Origin of the sequence: Dietzia timorensis (assembly GCF_001659785.1) — a bacterium.
GTDB lineage: Bacteria > Actinomycetota > Actinomycetes > Mycobacteriales > Mycobacteriaceae > Dietzia > Dietzia timorensis.
The window spans coordinates 967,974-982,194 of the sequence record NZ_CP015961.1; the positions used below are offsets into that span (position 1 = coordinate 967,974).

Consider the following 14,221-nt stretch of genomic DNA (forward strand, 5'->3'; position numbering starts at 1 on the left):
GGGCGGGGAGACGCTAGGAGCGCGAGGAACATGACCCACCGAGACGACTTCCGCGCGTACTTCGCCGCAGATATCCGCCGTGCCGAGGCGCCCGTCGTCGAGGCGGCGCCCACCGACGCGGTGATGCGGAGGGCGGCGTGGGCCGTCGCGGATGTCGCACGCACCGTCGTGCGTGCGCAGGAGGTTATCGGTGACGGCGGAGGCCACGTCTACGGGGCGAGCGCGGCCGCGCTGATCGGCGCCGGCGATAACGGCGGCGACGGGCTCTACGCCCTCGCCGACCTCGCCCGCAGCGGGATGGCCGTCCACGCGGTCCTTCTCTCCCCGGACCGCGCCCATCCCCGCGCGCTCGACGCGTGTCGCCGTGCCGGGGGCCGGGTGCACGAACCGGCAGATCCCGATGCGCTTGAGCAGCTCCTGCGCAGGCTCCGGCCCGCCGTCGCGCTCGACGCGATCGTGGGTCTCGGCGCCAGCGGGCCGCCACGGGAAATGGCCGGACACGCGGCGGGGGTCCTCGAGGAGCTTGGCACGCCTGTCGTCGCGGTCGACATCCCGTCGGGAATCGATCCCGACACCGGCGTCCGGCACCCCGGCGCCATCCGGCCGACCGCGACGGTAACCTTCGGCCTGTTCCGGCGCGCCCATCTGCTCGCCTCCACCGACTGCGGCGCACTGGAGCTCGCCGAGATTGGTATCGGTGCCCCAGCCGCCGACGACGGGCGCCCGGCCGAGATGCTCACGAGCATCGGCACCGCCACCGCCGGCGAGCTGTGGCCCGTCCCCGACGTCTCGGACAACAAGTACTCGGGCGGAGTGGTCGCCATTCGCGCGGGCTCGCAGCGCTATCCCGGCGCGGCCGTGCTCGCCTCCCACGCGGCGGTGATGTCCACGAGCTCCATGGTCCGCTACGTCGGCCCGTGCCGCGATCAGGTACTCGCCGACCGTCCCGAAATCGTCGCCTCCTCCGTCGTCACAAATGCGGGGCGCGCCCAGGCATGGGTGTCCGGGCCCGGCATGGGGACGGGACCGGAGACCGCGCAGGAGCTCGCGTGGATCCTGTCCCAGGATGTGCCGGTGGTGCTCGACGCCGACGCGCTGCGCGTGCTCGCCGAGCATCCGTCTATTCTGCGGCGACGCGACGCGCCACTCGTACTCACGCCGCACGCCGGCGAATTCGACGCCCTCGCGCAGACCTTCGCGCCCGCGCAGGCGGGCCTGCTGGCCGGGGACCGGGCGGGCGCGGTGCGGGGGCTCGTCGCCGAACTCGACTCCCGCGGGGTGAACGCGACGGTGCTGCTCAAGGGCAGGATCACACTTATCGACGACGGACGATCCGCGTTCGCCCAGGATGCCGGCACCTCGTGGTCCGCGACCCCGGGTTCCGGCGATGTCCTCGCCGGCATGATCGGCGCGATCCTCGCAGCCAGGGAAGGCCCGGGCGCGCTCGCGGACGTCGAGGTCCCGCGAGCTGTGGCCGTCGCGCAGGTCGTCCACTCGGTCGCGGCGCGGCTCGCCGCGGAGGAATTCGGGCGCCCCGGATCGCCGATCGGTGCGTCCGATCTGCTCGGCGCGATCGGAGAAGCTGTGGCAAAGGTGCGCGCGGTGGCAGGATAAGGGGCTATGACAACAATCGTGCCCGCTGCAGGTTCCACCGCCCCGATCCCGGCGGGGCCCGCGCGCGTGGACATCGACCTGCCCGCGATTGCGCATAACACCGAGATCCTCGCGGCCAAGGCGCCCGATGCCGAGGTCATGGCAGTGGTCAAGGCCGACGGCTACGGCCACGGCGCCCCCGCAGTCGCGCGCACGGCGCTGGAGGCCGGCGCGACCTCGCTCGGCGTCACCACCCTTGCCGAAGCGGTCGCGTTGCGGCAGGTCGGCATCTCCGCTCCGATCCTCGCGTGGCTGTACTCGGCAGGTGATGATGTCTCGGGCGTCATCGGCGCCGGGATCGACATCGCCGTTCCCAGCCCGGAGCACCTCGACGCCGTTGTGGCAGGCGCACGCAAGTCCGGCATGCGGGCAAGAGTGACCCCAAAACTCGACACCGGCCTCGGTCGCTCGGGAATCATGCCGCTGCATTGGGAGCGGACCTTCGACCGACTCGTCGCCGCTGAGCGCGAAGGAATTATCGAGGTCACCGGGCTGATGGCGCATTTCGCCAACGCCGACGCTCCCGGCGATCCGGTGATCGACTCGCAGGTCACCGCGCTGCACGAGGCTGTCGAGCAGGCGCGATCGATGGGCCTGGAATGCCCCCGCAACCATCATTCGAACTCCGCGGGAACGCTCACTCGCGGCTCGGACGGATTCGAGATCGTCCGCCCGGGAATCGCGCTGTACGGGCTGAGCCCCATCGAGGGCGAGGACTTCGGACTACGCCCCGCGATGACGTTTTCCGCCGAGGTTCTCATGGTCAAGGACGTGAACGAAGGGCAGGGGATCAGCTACGGGCACTCCTGGATCGCGCCCCGGGACACCGTCGTCGCGCTCGTCGCGGCCGGCTACGCCGACGGGGTCTGGAGACTTTTATCCAACAATTTCGATGTACAGCTACGCGGAGGGCGTTACGCTCAGGTCGGGCGAGTGTGCATGGACCAATTCGTTGTCGAGCTCGGCCCGCGAACGGCGTCTGGAGCGGTGCCCGGCGGGATCAGGGCAGGCGACAGGGCCGTGATGTTCGGGGATCCCGCCCGGGGAGCCCCGCACGCCGGTGACTGGGCGGACAAGCTCGGCACCATCCACTACGAGGTTGTGTGCGCGGCCCGCGGGCGAGCAGCCCGCTACGTACACACGACCTCGCTCCAGGGGGAGGAGTAGCGCACATGGTGCGAATGGACGCTCCGCGGCAGGCGCGGGCAGCAATGGACGATACGGGAACCGAGAACGTGGGTTGTCGTCGCTTCTTCTCGCGAGGTTTGAAGGCGGCACGCGAAGAGGACCGAGGGAGTAGGCCAGTGGACCCGGACAGCGACACGCTTTGGGGCACCGTTCGGGGGAAGATGCCCAGCCTTCCGCGTATGCCCGTACCGCGGGCGCTGCGCCCGCACCTGCCGCGCACGGAGGTCGATCGAGCCGAGGCGGACAGCGATTTCCACCCCCCGATGTCCTCGGGAGTCGTTGCAGGGGTCAGCGCGTTGCTGGTGTCCGCGGCGAGCCAGCTGCCGGATTTGCTTCCGCTGCGCTCCTACGATGCCCACGAGGGCGAACCCGTGTGGGACATCGGCTCCGATCGCGGCGAGATCGTCGCCGCGTCCGACGGTAACCCGCTCGCGGTCCGCGAGGTCGGTCCGGTCGACGCCGAGCTCACCGTCGTTTTCGTCCACGGATTCACCCTGTCGATGGATTCGTTCCACTTTCAGTCCACCGGTCTGAAGGAAAAGTACGGCTCCGACATTCGCATGGTGTTCTACGACCAGCGCGGACACGGGCTCTCCGGGCGCGCCGATAGCCGTACCTACACGATTACCCAGCTTGCCGAGGATCTCCACAATGTGATCGGTTCCGTGGCGCGGACCGGCCCGATCGTGCTGGTCGGACATTCCATGGGCGGGATGACCGTACTCAAGTTCGCCGAGATGTATCCCGATCTGGTCCGGGACAGGCTCGTCGGCGTCAGCCTGCTCGCCACTGCGGCGGACAAGCTCCCCGAGGCAGGTCTACCGGCGATCCTCGACAATCCGCTCATCACCTCGGTGGCGTGGTCGGCCGAGAAAACTCCCGGCGTTTACCACAGCGGCCGTCGCGCGCTGGGCATGGTCATCGAACCGCTCATCAAGGCCGGAGCCTTCGGTAATCCGACGATGGTCGGCAAGACCGTCGTCGAATTCACCAACGACCTCATCGGTTCGGCCGATGTCGAGGTCATGGCGGGATTCGTCGAGGCGCTGGTGACTCTCGACGCGAAGGGCGCATATCCGATTCTCGAGGACGTCTCCGTATCGATCCTGTGCGGCGACGCGGACCTGATGACCCCGGTGAATCGCTCGATCGAGATGTCTCGCGATATGCCCGGCGCCCGCTTCGTCGTCGTACCCGGTTGCGGTCACATGGTGCAGCTCGAGGCCATCGAGATCACCAACGACGAGATCGCCTACGTCATCGACGGCGCCTTCGACTCCATCGGGATCGAGCGCGAGCGTGTCAGTTCGGTGTGGACACGCACCGAGAACGGCACCGATACCATTCACGACGTGCGCCGCACCGAACGTTGAGCGGGCAGGGCTTCCCGGAACACGGCAGCCGCGAGCTGGCGGACCTCGACCAGACCCACGCGTTCGGCAGGGAACTCGGCGCGGCCCTGGGAGCCGGGGACGTGGTCATCCTCACCGGCCCGCTCGGCGCGGGAAAGACCTCGCTCACCCAGGGACTCGCCGAGGCGCTCGCGGTGTCGGGGCGCGTGACCTCCCCGACGTTCCAGCTCGCCCGACGTCATAAACCGACCGAACCGGGCGGGCCGGGGCTCGTCCACGTCGACGCGTACCGGTTGCGCGCGGACTCCGATCTCGAGGCGAGCGCAGCCGGCACCGGCGCGGCGCCGTCGAACCCGCACGCGCTGGCCGACGAACTCGAATCGCTCGACCTGGACGAGTTCCTGGGCACCGACGTCGTCGTCATCGAGTGGGGAGAGGGGCTCGGAGAAGTCCTCGCCGAGCGGCCGTGGCTCGTGCGCCTCGAACGCAACGATGCCGCCGACACCCGCACCGCTCGGTGGGCCCGCGGCCCCGAGGGTTTCCCGCCCGGCCCCGCCGCCGAGTAGCCTGTGTACCCGTGATCGTCGTCGCCCTGGATACCGCCACCTCCGCCGTCACGAGCGGTGTCGTTCGCCTCGACCCGTCGGGGGCGGATGGGGGCAGGCCTGTCGAGCTCGCCGCGACTTACACCCTCGATCCGCGTGCGCATGCCGAGCTGCTCATCCCGCAACTTCTCGGATGCCTACATGCGGCGGGGCTGGACGGCGGGGATGTCGACGCGGTCGTCGTCGGCTGCGGCCCCGGCCCGTTCACCGGTCTGCGCGTGGGCATGGCGACCGCCGCCGGGTACGCCGATGCGCTCGGGGTGCCGTGCCATCCCGTCGTCACCCTCGATGCCATCGCCACCACCGCCCGCTGGGCGCTCGCCGATGCCGGCGACATGGTAGCCGCCGCGGCCCCGCTTCTCGTGGTCACCGACGCGCGCCGCCGGGAGGCCTACTACGCCGCCTATGACGCCGGAGGTGCCCGCACCCAGGCCCCCGCCGTGCTCGCGGCGCGCGACATCTCCTCGCCGGTCGCCGCCGACGGGGCCGCGGCGATCGCGTGCGGGGATCCGGGACGGCTCGCCGAGCTGGCGCCGGGGCCCGCGATCCGCTCCGACCTCCAGGCGTTCCCCGCCGTTTCGGCGCTCGTCGACCGCGCCGCCGAGCCTCTGCTGGCCGGCGCCACGCCGGCCCCGCTCGAACCTCTCTACCTGCGGCGCCCCGATGCGGTGGAGCCGAAGCCGCGACCGATCTCGCCCGCGCTCACCGGCCGCGACAATGCCGCAGCCGAAGATTCTGGCGGGCAGCGATGAGCACGCTGGCTATCGACGCGTTCGCGCCGGGCGATTCGGCCGCCGCCGCCGCGCTCGAGCGGGTGCTGTTCCCGCGCCAGGACCCGTGGAGCGAATCCCAGTTCCGCGACACCCTCGGCCAGGAACACGTGCGCATGTGGGCCGCGCGCGGCGGCGACCGGCTCGCCGGCTATGCCGTGCTCGGCGCCTTCGGCCCGGACGGCGACCGCGAGTTCGAAGTGTTCAACATTGCCGTCGACCCCGATTTCCAGGGACGGGGCCTCGGCCGCGCGTTGCTTGCCGAGATGCTCGCCGTCGCCGATGCCGAGTCCGCGCCCGTTCTGCTCGAGGTCGCCACCGGCAACATCGCGGCGCGCACGCTCTACGAGTCGCACGGCTTCTCGGTCGTCGGCCTGCGCCGCAATTACTATCGACCCAGCGGAGAGGACGCCTATGCGATGGTGCGCTCCGCCGTCATAGGTGGGTCCGGGCCGCAGCCCGGCGAGCCCGCCGCATTCCCCGAGGAGGCGTGATGTCCACCGCTGCCACCGCCGGCGCCGCCGCGCCGCAGGTCGTCCCCGCCGCGCCGCTGGACCTATCGGCGCCGCGCGTGGTGCTCGGGATCGAGTCCTCGTGCGACGAGACAGGCGTCGCGCTGTCGCGAGTGCACCCGGGCGGCGAGATCGAACTGCTCTCCGATGTTGTCGCGTCGTCGATGGAGGAGCACGCGCGCTTCGGCGGGGTTGTGCCCGAGATCGCCTCGCGCGCGCACCTCGAGGCGCTCGTGCCCACTGTGCGGCGCGCGCTCGACGAGGCCGGCATCGAACGGCCCGACGCGGTCGCCGCGACCATCGGGCCAGGCCTGGCGGGGGCTTTGCTCGTAGGCGTAGCCGGCGCGAAGGGCTATGCCGCCGCGTGGGGCGTGCCGTTCTACGCGATCAACCATCTCGTCGGACATGTCGCGGTCGCGCAGTTCGACGGCGGGGCCCTGCCTCCCGCGGTGGCGCTTCTCGTCTCCGGCGGGCACACCCAGTTACTCCACGTGCCCTCGCTCGCCGATCCGCTGCGCGAGCTCGGCTCCACCGTCGACGACGCCGCCGGCGAGGCCTACGACAAGGTCGCGCGCCTCTTGGGGCTCGGATACCCCGGCGGACCCGTGGTCGATAAGGCCGCGCGCGGGGGAAATTCTGCGGCGATCGCATTCCCACGCGGCATGACCGGACCGCGCGATGCGCCCTTCGACTTCTCCTTCTCAGGGCTCAAGACATCCGTCGCCCGTTATCTCGAACGCGCCGAGGCCGCGGGGGAGACCGTCGCTCTCGCCGACGTGGCCGCGTCCTTCCAGGAGGCGGTGGCGGATGTTCTGACGTCGAAGGCCGTGCGCGCCTGCGCCGACACCGGCGCGGAGCGCCTGCTCATCGGCGGCGGAGTGGCAGCCAATTCTCGGCTCCGGGAACTCGCGGCCGAGCGCTGCGAAGCCGCGGGGATCGAGCTGCGAATTCCGCGTCCGCGCCTGTGCACCGATAACGGCGCGATGGTCGTGGCTGTGGCCGGATCCATGATTGCCGCGGGCAGGATGCCCTCGACCCTCGGCGCCGCGACCGACCCCGGGCTGCACGTGAGCCAGAGCCTGCTCTAGCCGGGCTGCCCGGGTGGAGTCCGCCGCAGGGGCTAGCCGAGCAACGCGAGCAGGTCGAGATCCATGAACAGGTGAATGCTGCCGAGGACGACCAGCTCGAACAGCAGGCCCGCGTAGCTGAGCACGAGCGCGGCGATGGCCAGCGACCTGCCCGCCTGGTGCGACCGGCGCACGCTGCGCAGGGCGAGATGGCCGAGCACGATCCCGAGCACGCACATCGCGAGCGTGAACAGCGGGAACAGGATCATCGACAGCGTGCCGACGACGAGATTGAAGATCGTGAGTAGGAACGCGAAGACGGCCAGCTTGTTTGTCGAGCGGACCTCATACGGGCCATAAGGCGCGAAGGACGACGGCGGCACCGCCGGGTCGGTGCATTCGGGAGACACCATCGAGGGGTTGCCGAAAGCGCCGGTATCCGTCCTCACACACTGGGACTCGGGATGCTGTTGCCTCCCGTACGGGCTCCACACGTGCTCCGAACCTCCTTGACCGGCACAACGAATTCCGCCCGTCGAGGGCGGAATCGTATGACGCCGGAAACTCCAAAAGCCCTGGTCATGGCCAAAACGTGGGCATTCGCGTGTTATTGCGTCCAGGTGGACCTTACGCGGGCAGTCTGAAAGTTCTGTGATTGCGAACCAAGAATCGAGTACCTTGTAAGTTGGCACTCTCGGGTATAGAGTGCCAATTGGTTAGAGGGTCGAGTTGTACGCCACCCGCGACGGCTATTCATCGCGGCCCTCCCGGCCAGGAAACGTACCTTTTAAACTTTACGCATCAGGAGGATCCCGTGGCGATCAAGCCGCTTGAGGACAAGATTCTCGTCGAGGTCAGCGCTGCTGAGACCACGACCGCTTCCGGACTCGTTATCCCGGACACCGCCAAGGAGAAGCCCCAGGAGGGCTCCGTAGTCGCGGTCGGCCCGGGCCGTTTCGACGAGCAGGGCAAGCGCATCCCCGTGGATGTCGCCGAGGGCAACAAGGTGATCTTCTCCAAGTACGGAGGAACCGAGATCTCCTACGACGGTCAGGACTACCTGATCCTGTCGGCTCGCGACATTCTCGCGGTCATCGACTAGAACCGAGCGCCGAGGTTTCTATCGGCGCCAGGCCCCGGCGCTGCCGCTCGCAAGCGAACCGCAGCGGCCGGGGTTTTCTACTCTCCTTAGCACTTCTTTTTCAAAGGAATTGACGCACACATGTCTAAGCTCATTGCTTTTGACGAGCAGGCGCGCAAGTCGATGCTTTCGGGCGTCGATCAGCTTGCCGATACCGTCAAGATCACCCTCGGCCCCCGTGGACGCCACGTCGTGCTGGCCAAGGCGTTCGGCGGCCCGACCGTCACCAACGACGGCGTGTCGATCGCCCGCGAGATCGAGCTCGAAGAGCCCTTCGCGAATCTCGGTGCCCAGTTGGTCAAGTCGGTAGCGACGAAGACCAATGACGTCGCCGGCGACGGAACGACGACCGCGACCGTGCTCGCCCAGGCGCTCATCCGCGAGGGCCTGCGTAACGTCGCGGCCGGCACCAACCCGATGGCGCTCGGCAAGGGCCTTGCCGCCGGCGCGGACGCCGTCGTGGAGTCGCTCAAGGCTGCTGCCACTCCCGTGTCGGGCTCGGAGGGCGTCGCCCAGGTCGCGACCGTGTCCTCCCGTGACCCGTACATCGGCGACATGGTCGCCAAGGCGATGGAGGCCGTCGGCACCGATGGCGTCGTCTCGATCGAGGAGTCCCAGTCGCTGGGCGATGAGGTGACGGTGTCCGAGGGCGTCGCCTTCGACAAGGGCTTCCTGTCCCCGTACTTCATCACCGACGCCGAGGAGCAGAAGGCGATCTTCAACGATCCGCTCATCCTTCTGCACCGCGAGAAGATCTCCGCGCTCGCGGACCTGCTTCCGATGCTCGAGAAGGCAGCCGAGGCGGGCAAGCCGCTCGTCATCCTCGCCGAGGACATCGAGGGCGAGGCCCTGTCCACGCTTGTGGTCAACTCGATCCGTAAGACGATCAAGGCCGTGGCCATCAAGTCCCCGTTCTTTGGCGACCGGCGCAAGGCGTTCATGGATGACCTCGCGATCGTCACCGGCGGACAGGTCATCTCCCCGGACCTCGGCATGTCGCTACGTGAGTCGGGCATCGAGGTGCTCGGTTCCGCCCGTCGCGTGACCGTTACGAAGGACGAGACGGTCATCGTCGACGGCGCCGGTTCGGCCGACGACGTGCAGGCGCGTGTCGCGCAGCTCAAGCGTGAGGTCGAGCAGTCTTCGTCGGACTGGGATCGCGAGAAGCTCAATGAGCGCATCGCGAAGCTGTCCGGCGGCGTTGCCGTGATCCACGTCGGCGCGGCCACCGAGGCCGAGATGACCGAGCGCAAGCTCCGCGTCGAGGACGCGGTCAACTCGGCGAAAGCCGCGGTTGCCGAGGGCGTTGTCGCCGGTGGCGGCTCCGCGCTCGTGCAGGCTGCCAAGTCGTTGGACTCCCTCGAGGAATCCTTCGCCGGCACCGATGAGGCCGTCGGTGTGCGCGTGCTGCGCAAGGCGCTCCAGGCTCCGCTGTACTGGATCGCCGACAACGCCGGCGAGGACGGCTCGGTCGTCGTGAGCAAGGTCGGAGATCTTCCCGAGGGACAGGGCTTCAACGCGGCCACTCTTGAGTACGGCGACCTCATCGCCGAGGGCGTCATCGACCCGGTGAAGGTCACCCACTCCGCCGTCGTCAACGCCGCGTCGGTGTCCCGCATGGTGCTCACCACGGAAACGGCGATCGTCGACAAGCCCGAGGAGCCGGAGGAGAATGCCGGCGGACACGGGCACTCCCACTAGGGTTTTCCCTGGCCCGGGTCGAATATTCGGGTCTATGAACGGCCCCGCGTGCTACGAACGTCCAGCACGCGGGGCCGTTTGGTTTTGTCGCAATAAAATTCAGGAAGTTTCGGGGTCGTGGCGCCATCGAAACCGGTTGCCGTTACGCTCATCGCCTGTAGCGTGGAAATCTCCGCTCGAAAAGCGGCGATATTGCCATACTGAAGAGAATGGCGGAACATAAGCCGGGGCCAAATGCTCTCAAAGGTATTGATGGGCCGAGCTCGAGAAATTTCTTGGTGATCACTCTGCAGAGGAAGGGACCAGCAGCGACGTAACGTTCGCGCACACGAAGTCGATGACACAGACAGCAGACGAGTTGGAACTCGCAGTGGCTTCCGCCGTAAAGGGCGATAAGGCCGCGGCAAGCCGGGTGCTTGGATTAATCAAGCCCGGCGTCGCGCGCTATTGTCGTTCGCGCGTCGGCGTCGCTGACAAGGGCCTGCTCTCTGCGGACGATGTCACACAAGAAGTTCTCATCGCGGTTCTCTCGGCAATTCCGGGGTACCGAGATCAGGGCAAGCCGTTCATGGCGTTCGTATACGGCATCGCTTCGCACAAGGTTGCAGACGCACACCGAAGCGCGGGGCGAAATCGGTCCGATCCCGTGGAGCACCTGCCCGAAACGCTTGCCGCCGATGGCGGACCGGAGGATGCGGCGCTGGCCAACGATGCCAACGCCAAACTCGGAGCACTGCTCGCAGAGCTCCCGGAAAAGGCGCGGGAGATCATCCGATTGCGTGTCATTGTCGGACTATCCGCGGACGAGACCGCGGAAGTCGTCGGCAGCACCCCGGGAGCTGTGCGAGTCGCGCAACATCGCGCGATCAAGCAGCTCCGGGAGCGTATTGAAAGGGATGGTGAAGGGAGATGGCGCTAGATCGCGACCGGTTCGACGAGAACCGCGTCGACGGCATTCTGGACGCCCTCGGTCAGGGGGAGCGGCCCGATGCCGTCACCTCGACCGATGATGCTCTTTTCGACCTGCTTCTCGGAGCTAGGAGCGCCACTGAGGCTGCCCCTTTCCCCGAGGGGCCGAGCGAGTACGACATTGACACCGCTTTCGAACGTGGCGCCGCTACAGATGAAGACGGAACAGATCACGTCACGAGCCTCGATGAGGCGCGCGAACGTCGTGAGCATCGGCGTGGGGGCCGCAAACGCGGCCTGAGCACTATCGCGGTGGGCGCTGCGTCGCTCGTCGCCGTGGCCGTGGGCAGCTTGTCCATCATGGCCTTCAACGCACAGCCGGGAGACCCGCTGTGGAACGTCAACCAATCGATTTTCGGCGGGGAATCCAGCGACGTCGAACTCGTCTCGGCGCTCGAACGTGATCTCGCCGCAGCGAACGATGCCCTGTCGCGGGGAGACACGGCCGAGGCCGACCGGCTACTGCAGTCGGTGTCCGAGCGCCTCGACGGCGTCGAGTCGGCGGCGGATCGGGTCAACCTGATCCGGATCCGCGACCAGATCCAGCGCCAGCTCGACCGCGGCCAGGCGGGGGAGCGCGGCGCGCTTCCCGCTCCGGAGTCGCCGGATCCGAACTCGGGGCAGATCCAGCCGAACGAAGAACAGGCCCCCGTGCCCACCACGGAGACCTCGGTGCCCAACAGCGCGCAGCAGCAGGCTCCGGAGCCGACGGGCGCACCCGTCCCGCCACCGAACAATCAGGATCCGGTGCCGCCACCGCCGGCGACCCCGGCTCCGGACCGCAGTATCGATCCGGTGAGCCCGCTCGATCCGACCGATATGCAGCAGTTGCGGCAGGCGGTGCCAACCCAGTCGAACCAGAGCAACCCCTCGCCGACGCAGGAAACTACGCAGAGCGGTAATTCCGGGGGAAACTCCGGCGGTTCTGGGCGCAACATGGACATGCTCGAATCGCCGAAGACGTCAACGCCGAGATAGCGATTCGGCAGAGGGCGGCGCAGACGACGTCGTCACACGAGAATGAGCCAGCGACTTCGCTGGCTCATTCTCGTATTATCCGGTTCTCGTCGCACGTAGCTGCGCGCGGGCCGACTGTCTAGAACAGCCCTCGGCGCACACGCCGCGGCGCCTCGAGACCGTCGAGGAAGCCGAGGCAGTAGTCCCACGTGACATAGAAGTCCGGGTTGGGATCCATCGCGGGCTCGTGCGTGGGGATGCTGCCGTCTCCGAGCATCTGCTCCATGCGCTCGCGCAGAATCGTCCAGTCGAAGTAGTGCATCTCCTGGCAGTCGACGCAGTCGATAACGATGCCCTTGACGCCGCGCGGCGCGAGCGCGGTCTCGAACTCGCGGAGATCGGCGAGATCCTGCTCCAGGAGCGCGCGCTCCTGGTCGCTGAGCGGCTCGAACGCCTCGTCGTCATCCTCGAACATGCCCGACTCGGAGGTGACCTCGGCCATGAAGTCGTCGTCGAACGGGTCCGGCGGCATGCCGGGCGGCATCGGTGGATGATTGCTTGAACTCACGCGGTCCAAATTACCCGCTATGTCCAATAATAGGTATCCCGTCGCAAGCCGCCCGTGACGCTGTGAGCGATTTGCTCCCGGCATGCCTGCCGCTCCGGGTGAGATCGGGCACGACCGCGCCGGCCTCGGGATGCAATCAGGCCCCGCCGACGTTTAAGCTCAGTGAATCGGGATCAGCGGCGAGAAAGGGTCGAAAACTCATGGCAGTGGATCAGGCAAGCGGAGCAATTCGAACGGGCGGGGACGACCCCGACAAGATCGCGATGATGGGTCTGACGTTCGATGACGTGCTCCTCGTCCCCGCCGAGTCGAATGTGGTGCCCTCCGACGTCGACACGTCCACGCAGCTCACGCGGGAGATCTCCCTTCGTATTCCGATCCTTTCCTCCGCGATGGACACCGTCACCGAATCGCGCATGGCCATCGCGATGGCGCGCCAGGGCGGCCTCGGTGTCCTGCACCGCAACCTCTCCGCCTCCGACCAGGCGACGCAGGTGGAAATCGTCAAGCGCTCCGAAGCCGGCATGGTGACCGATCCCGTCACCGCCTCGCCGTCAGACACCCTCGCCGAGGTGGACGAGAAGTGCGCCCGTTTCCGGATTTCCGGTCTTCCCGTGGCCGATGAACAGGGCCGCCTCGTCGGGATCATCACCAATCGCGACATGCGGTTCGAGGTCGACATGTCGCGCCGCGTCGAGGACGTGATGACCACCGCGCCGCTGGTCACCGCGCAGAAGGGCGTCACCGCCGACGCCGCGCTCGGGCTCCTGCGCCGCCACAAGATCGAGAAGCTGCCGATCGTCGACGGCGATGGCAAGCTCACCGGGCTCATCACGGTCAAGGACTTCGCCAAGACCGATGAGTACCCCGATGCCACGAAGGACGCCGACGGTCGGCTCATGGTCTCGGCCGCGGTCGGCACGGGCGCCGACTCGTTCCAGCGCGCGGCTTCGCTTGCTGACGCCGGGGTGGACGCGCTCGTTGTGGACACCGCGCACGCGCACAACAACAACGCCCTGCAGATGGTCTCCGACATCAAGGCAAACTTCCCCGGTGTGCAGATCATCGGCGGCAACCTCGCCACGCGCGCGGCGGCGCAAGCCATGATCGACGCGGGCGCCGATGCCATCAAGGTGGGCATCGGCCCGGGTTCGATCTGCACCACGCGCGTCGTCGCCGGAGTTGGTGCACCCCAGATCACCGCGATCATGGAGGCAGCGGCCGCCGCGAAGAAGGCAGGCGTGCCGGTCATCGCCGACGGCGGTATGCAGTACTCCGGCGATTTCGCCAAGGCGATCGCTGCCGGCGCCTCGGTGGCGATGTTCGGTTCGCTCCTCGCCGGCACCCGGGAGGCCCCGGGCGACCTCATCCTCGTCGACGGCAAGCAGTACAAGACCTACCGTGGCATGGGCTCGATGGGCGCGATGAAGGGCCGCGCAGGCGACAAGTCCTACTCCAAGGACCGCTACTTCCAGGACAACGTGCTGTCGGAGGAGAAGCTCGTCCCCGAGGGCATCGAGGGGCGCGTGCCGTTCCGCGGTGAGGTCTCCCAGGTCGTCCACCAGCTCGTCGGCGGCCTGCGCGCCGCGATGGGATACACGGGCGCTCGCACCGTCGCCGACCTGCAGCGGGCGCAGTTCGTGCAGATCTCGCCCGCAGGTCTCCGCGAGTCCCATCCGCACGCGATCCAGATCACCACCGAGGCGCCCAACTACCGGGCTCGCTAGTCCCGACTAAA

General features: G+C 68.0%; 14 protein-coding genes. 12 read left to right on the plus strand and 2 right to left on the minus strand.

Features of this window, described 5'->3' with window-relative positions:
- The first annotated feature begins 30 nt into the window (after window positions 1-30).
- The 7 genes from BJL86_RS04455 (at window position 31) to tsaD (ending at window position 7,168) form a co-directional block, all read left to right on the plus strand.
- On the plus strand, window positions 31-1,614 hold the full coding sequence (locus BJL86_RS04455; RefSeq protein WP_067475184.1) for a bifunctional ADP-dependent NAD(P)H-hydrate dehydratase/NAD(P)H-hydrate epimerase: 1,584 nt from the start codon (window positions 31-33) through the stop codon (window positions 1,612-1,614).
- Between the two features lie 6 nt (window positions 1,615-1,620).
- Window positions 1,621-2,820 carry an alanine racemase gene (gene alr, locus BJL86_RS04460; RefSeq protein ID WP_067475187.1) on the plus strand — a complete coding sequence of 400 codons (1,200 nt, stop codon included), beginning with the start codon at window positions 1,621-1,623 and terminating at the stop codon, window positions 2,818-2,820.
- 200 nt (window positions 2,821-3,020) lie between these two features.
- Entirely contained in the window at window positions 3,021-4,214 is a 1,194-nt protein-coding gene (locus tag BJL86_RS04465) for an alpha/beta fold hydrolase (protein ID WP_067475191.1), read from the plus strand.
- The gene (gene tsaE, locus BJL86_RS04470; protein WP_067475194.1) at window positions 4,211-4,759 is read left to right on the plus strand and encodes a tRNA (adenosine(37)-N6)-threonylcarbamoyltransferase complex ATPase subunit type 1 TsaE; all 549 of its coding nucleotides are present in this window, start codon (window positions 4,211-4,213) and stop codon (window positions 4,757-4,759) included. Before BJL86_RS04465 ends, tsaE begins: the two co-directional genes overlap by 4 nt.
- An 11-nt stretch (window positions 4,760-4,770) precedes the next feature.
- On the plus strand, window positions 4,771-5,550 hold the full coding sequence (gene tsaB / locus BJL86_RS04475; protein ID WP_075844841.1) for a tRNA (adenosine(37)-N6)-threonylcarbamoyltransferase complex dimerization subunit type 1 TsaB: 780 nt from the start codon (window positions 4,771-4,773) through the stop codon (window positions 5,548-5,550).
- Window positions 5,547-6,062, plus strand: a complete 516-nt coding sequence (gene rimI / locus BJL86_RS04480) for a ribosomal protein S18-alanine N-acetyltransferase (RefSeq protein ID WP_075844842.1) — start codon at window positions 5,547-5,549, stop codon at window positions 6,060-6,062. The genes tsaB and rimI overlap by 4 nt, the downstream gene beginning before the upstream one ends.
- Window positions 6,062-7,168: a tRNA (adenosine(37)-N6)-threonylcarbamoyltransferase complex transferase subunit TsaD gene (gene tsaD, locus BJL86_RS04485; RefSeq protein ID WP_083657624.1), complete on the plus strand. Its 1,107-nt coding sequence runs from the start codon at window positions 6,062-6,064 to the stop codon at window positions 7,166-7,168. Before rimI ends, tsaD begins: the two co-directional genes overlap by 1 nt.
- Before the next feature lie 32 nt (window positions 7,169-7,200).
- Here tsaD and BJL86_RS04490 read toward each other — a convergent pair whose 3' ends face one another.
- Window positions 7,201-7,596, minus strand: coding sequence for a DUF4190 domain-containing protein (locus BJL86_RS04490; RefSeq protein WP_067473971.1), 396 nt, complete (start codon window positions 7,594-7,596; stop codon window positions 7,201-7,203).
- Between the two features lie 365 nt (window positions 7,597-7,961).
- On the opposite strand from BJL86_RS04490, the gene groES reads away from it, so the two are divergent.
- From groES to BJL86_RS04515, 4 genes are all read left to right on the plus strand, one after another.
- The gene (gene groES / locus BJL86_RS04495; protein WP_067473974.1) at window positions 7,962-8,249 is read left to right on the plus strand and encodes a co-chaperone GroES; all 288 of its coding nucleotides are present in this window, start codon (window positions 7,962-7,964) and stop codon (window positions 8,247-8,249) included.
- 120 nt (window positions 8,250-8,369) lie between these two features.
- Window positions 8,370-9,989 (plus strand): chaperonin GroEL, encoded by a 1,620-nt coding sequence (gene groL / locus BJL86_RS04500; protein ID WP_067473977.1) that lies wholly within the window; start codon window positions 8,370-8,372, stop codon window positions 9,987-9,989.
- A 337-nt stretch (window positions 9,990-10,326) separates the two neighbouring features.
- Window positions 10,327-10,908 (plus strand): RNA polymerase sigma factor ShbA, encoded by a 582-nt coding sequence (gene shbA, locus BJL86_RS04505; protein WP_067473980.1) that lies wholly within the window; start codon window positions 10,327-10,329, stop codon window positions 10,906-10,908.
- Window positions 10,899-11,936 (plus strand): hypothetical protein, encoded by a 1,038-nt coding sequence (locus BJL86_RS04515; RefSeq protein WP_156515291.1) that lies wholly within the window; start codon window positions 10,899-10,901, stop codon window positions 11,934-11,936. The genes shbA and BJL86_RS04515 overlap by 10 nt, the downstream gene beginning before the upstream one ends.
- 118 nt (window positions 11,937-12,054) lie before the next feature.
- Here BJL86_RS04515 and BJL86_RS04520 read toward each other — a convergent pair whose 3' ends face one another.
- Complete coding sequence (locus BJL86_RS04520) at window positions 12,055-12,483, minus strand: DUF5319 domain-containing protein (RefSeq protein ID WP_231887183.1); 429 nt, start codon at window positions 12,481-12,483, stop codon at window positions 12,055-12,057.
- Window positions 12,484-12,683: 200 nt separating this feature from the next.
- Between BJL86_RS04520 and guaB the strand changes: the two genes are divergently transcribed.
- Window positions 12,684-14,210, plus strand: a complete 1,527-nt coding sequence (gene guaB / locus BJL86_RS04525) for an IMP dehydrogenase (RefSeq protein ID WP_067473992.1) — start codon at window positions 12,684-12,686, stop codon at window positions 14,208-14,210.
- Window positions 14,211-14,221: the final 11 nt, after the last annotated feature.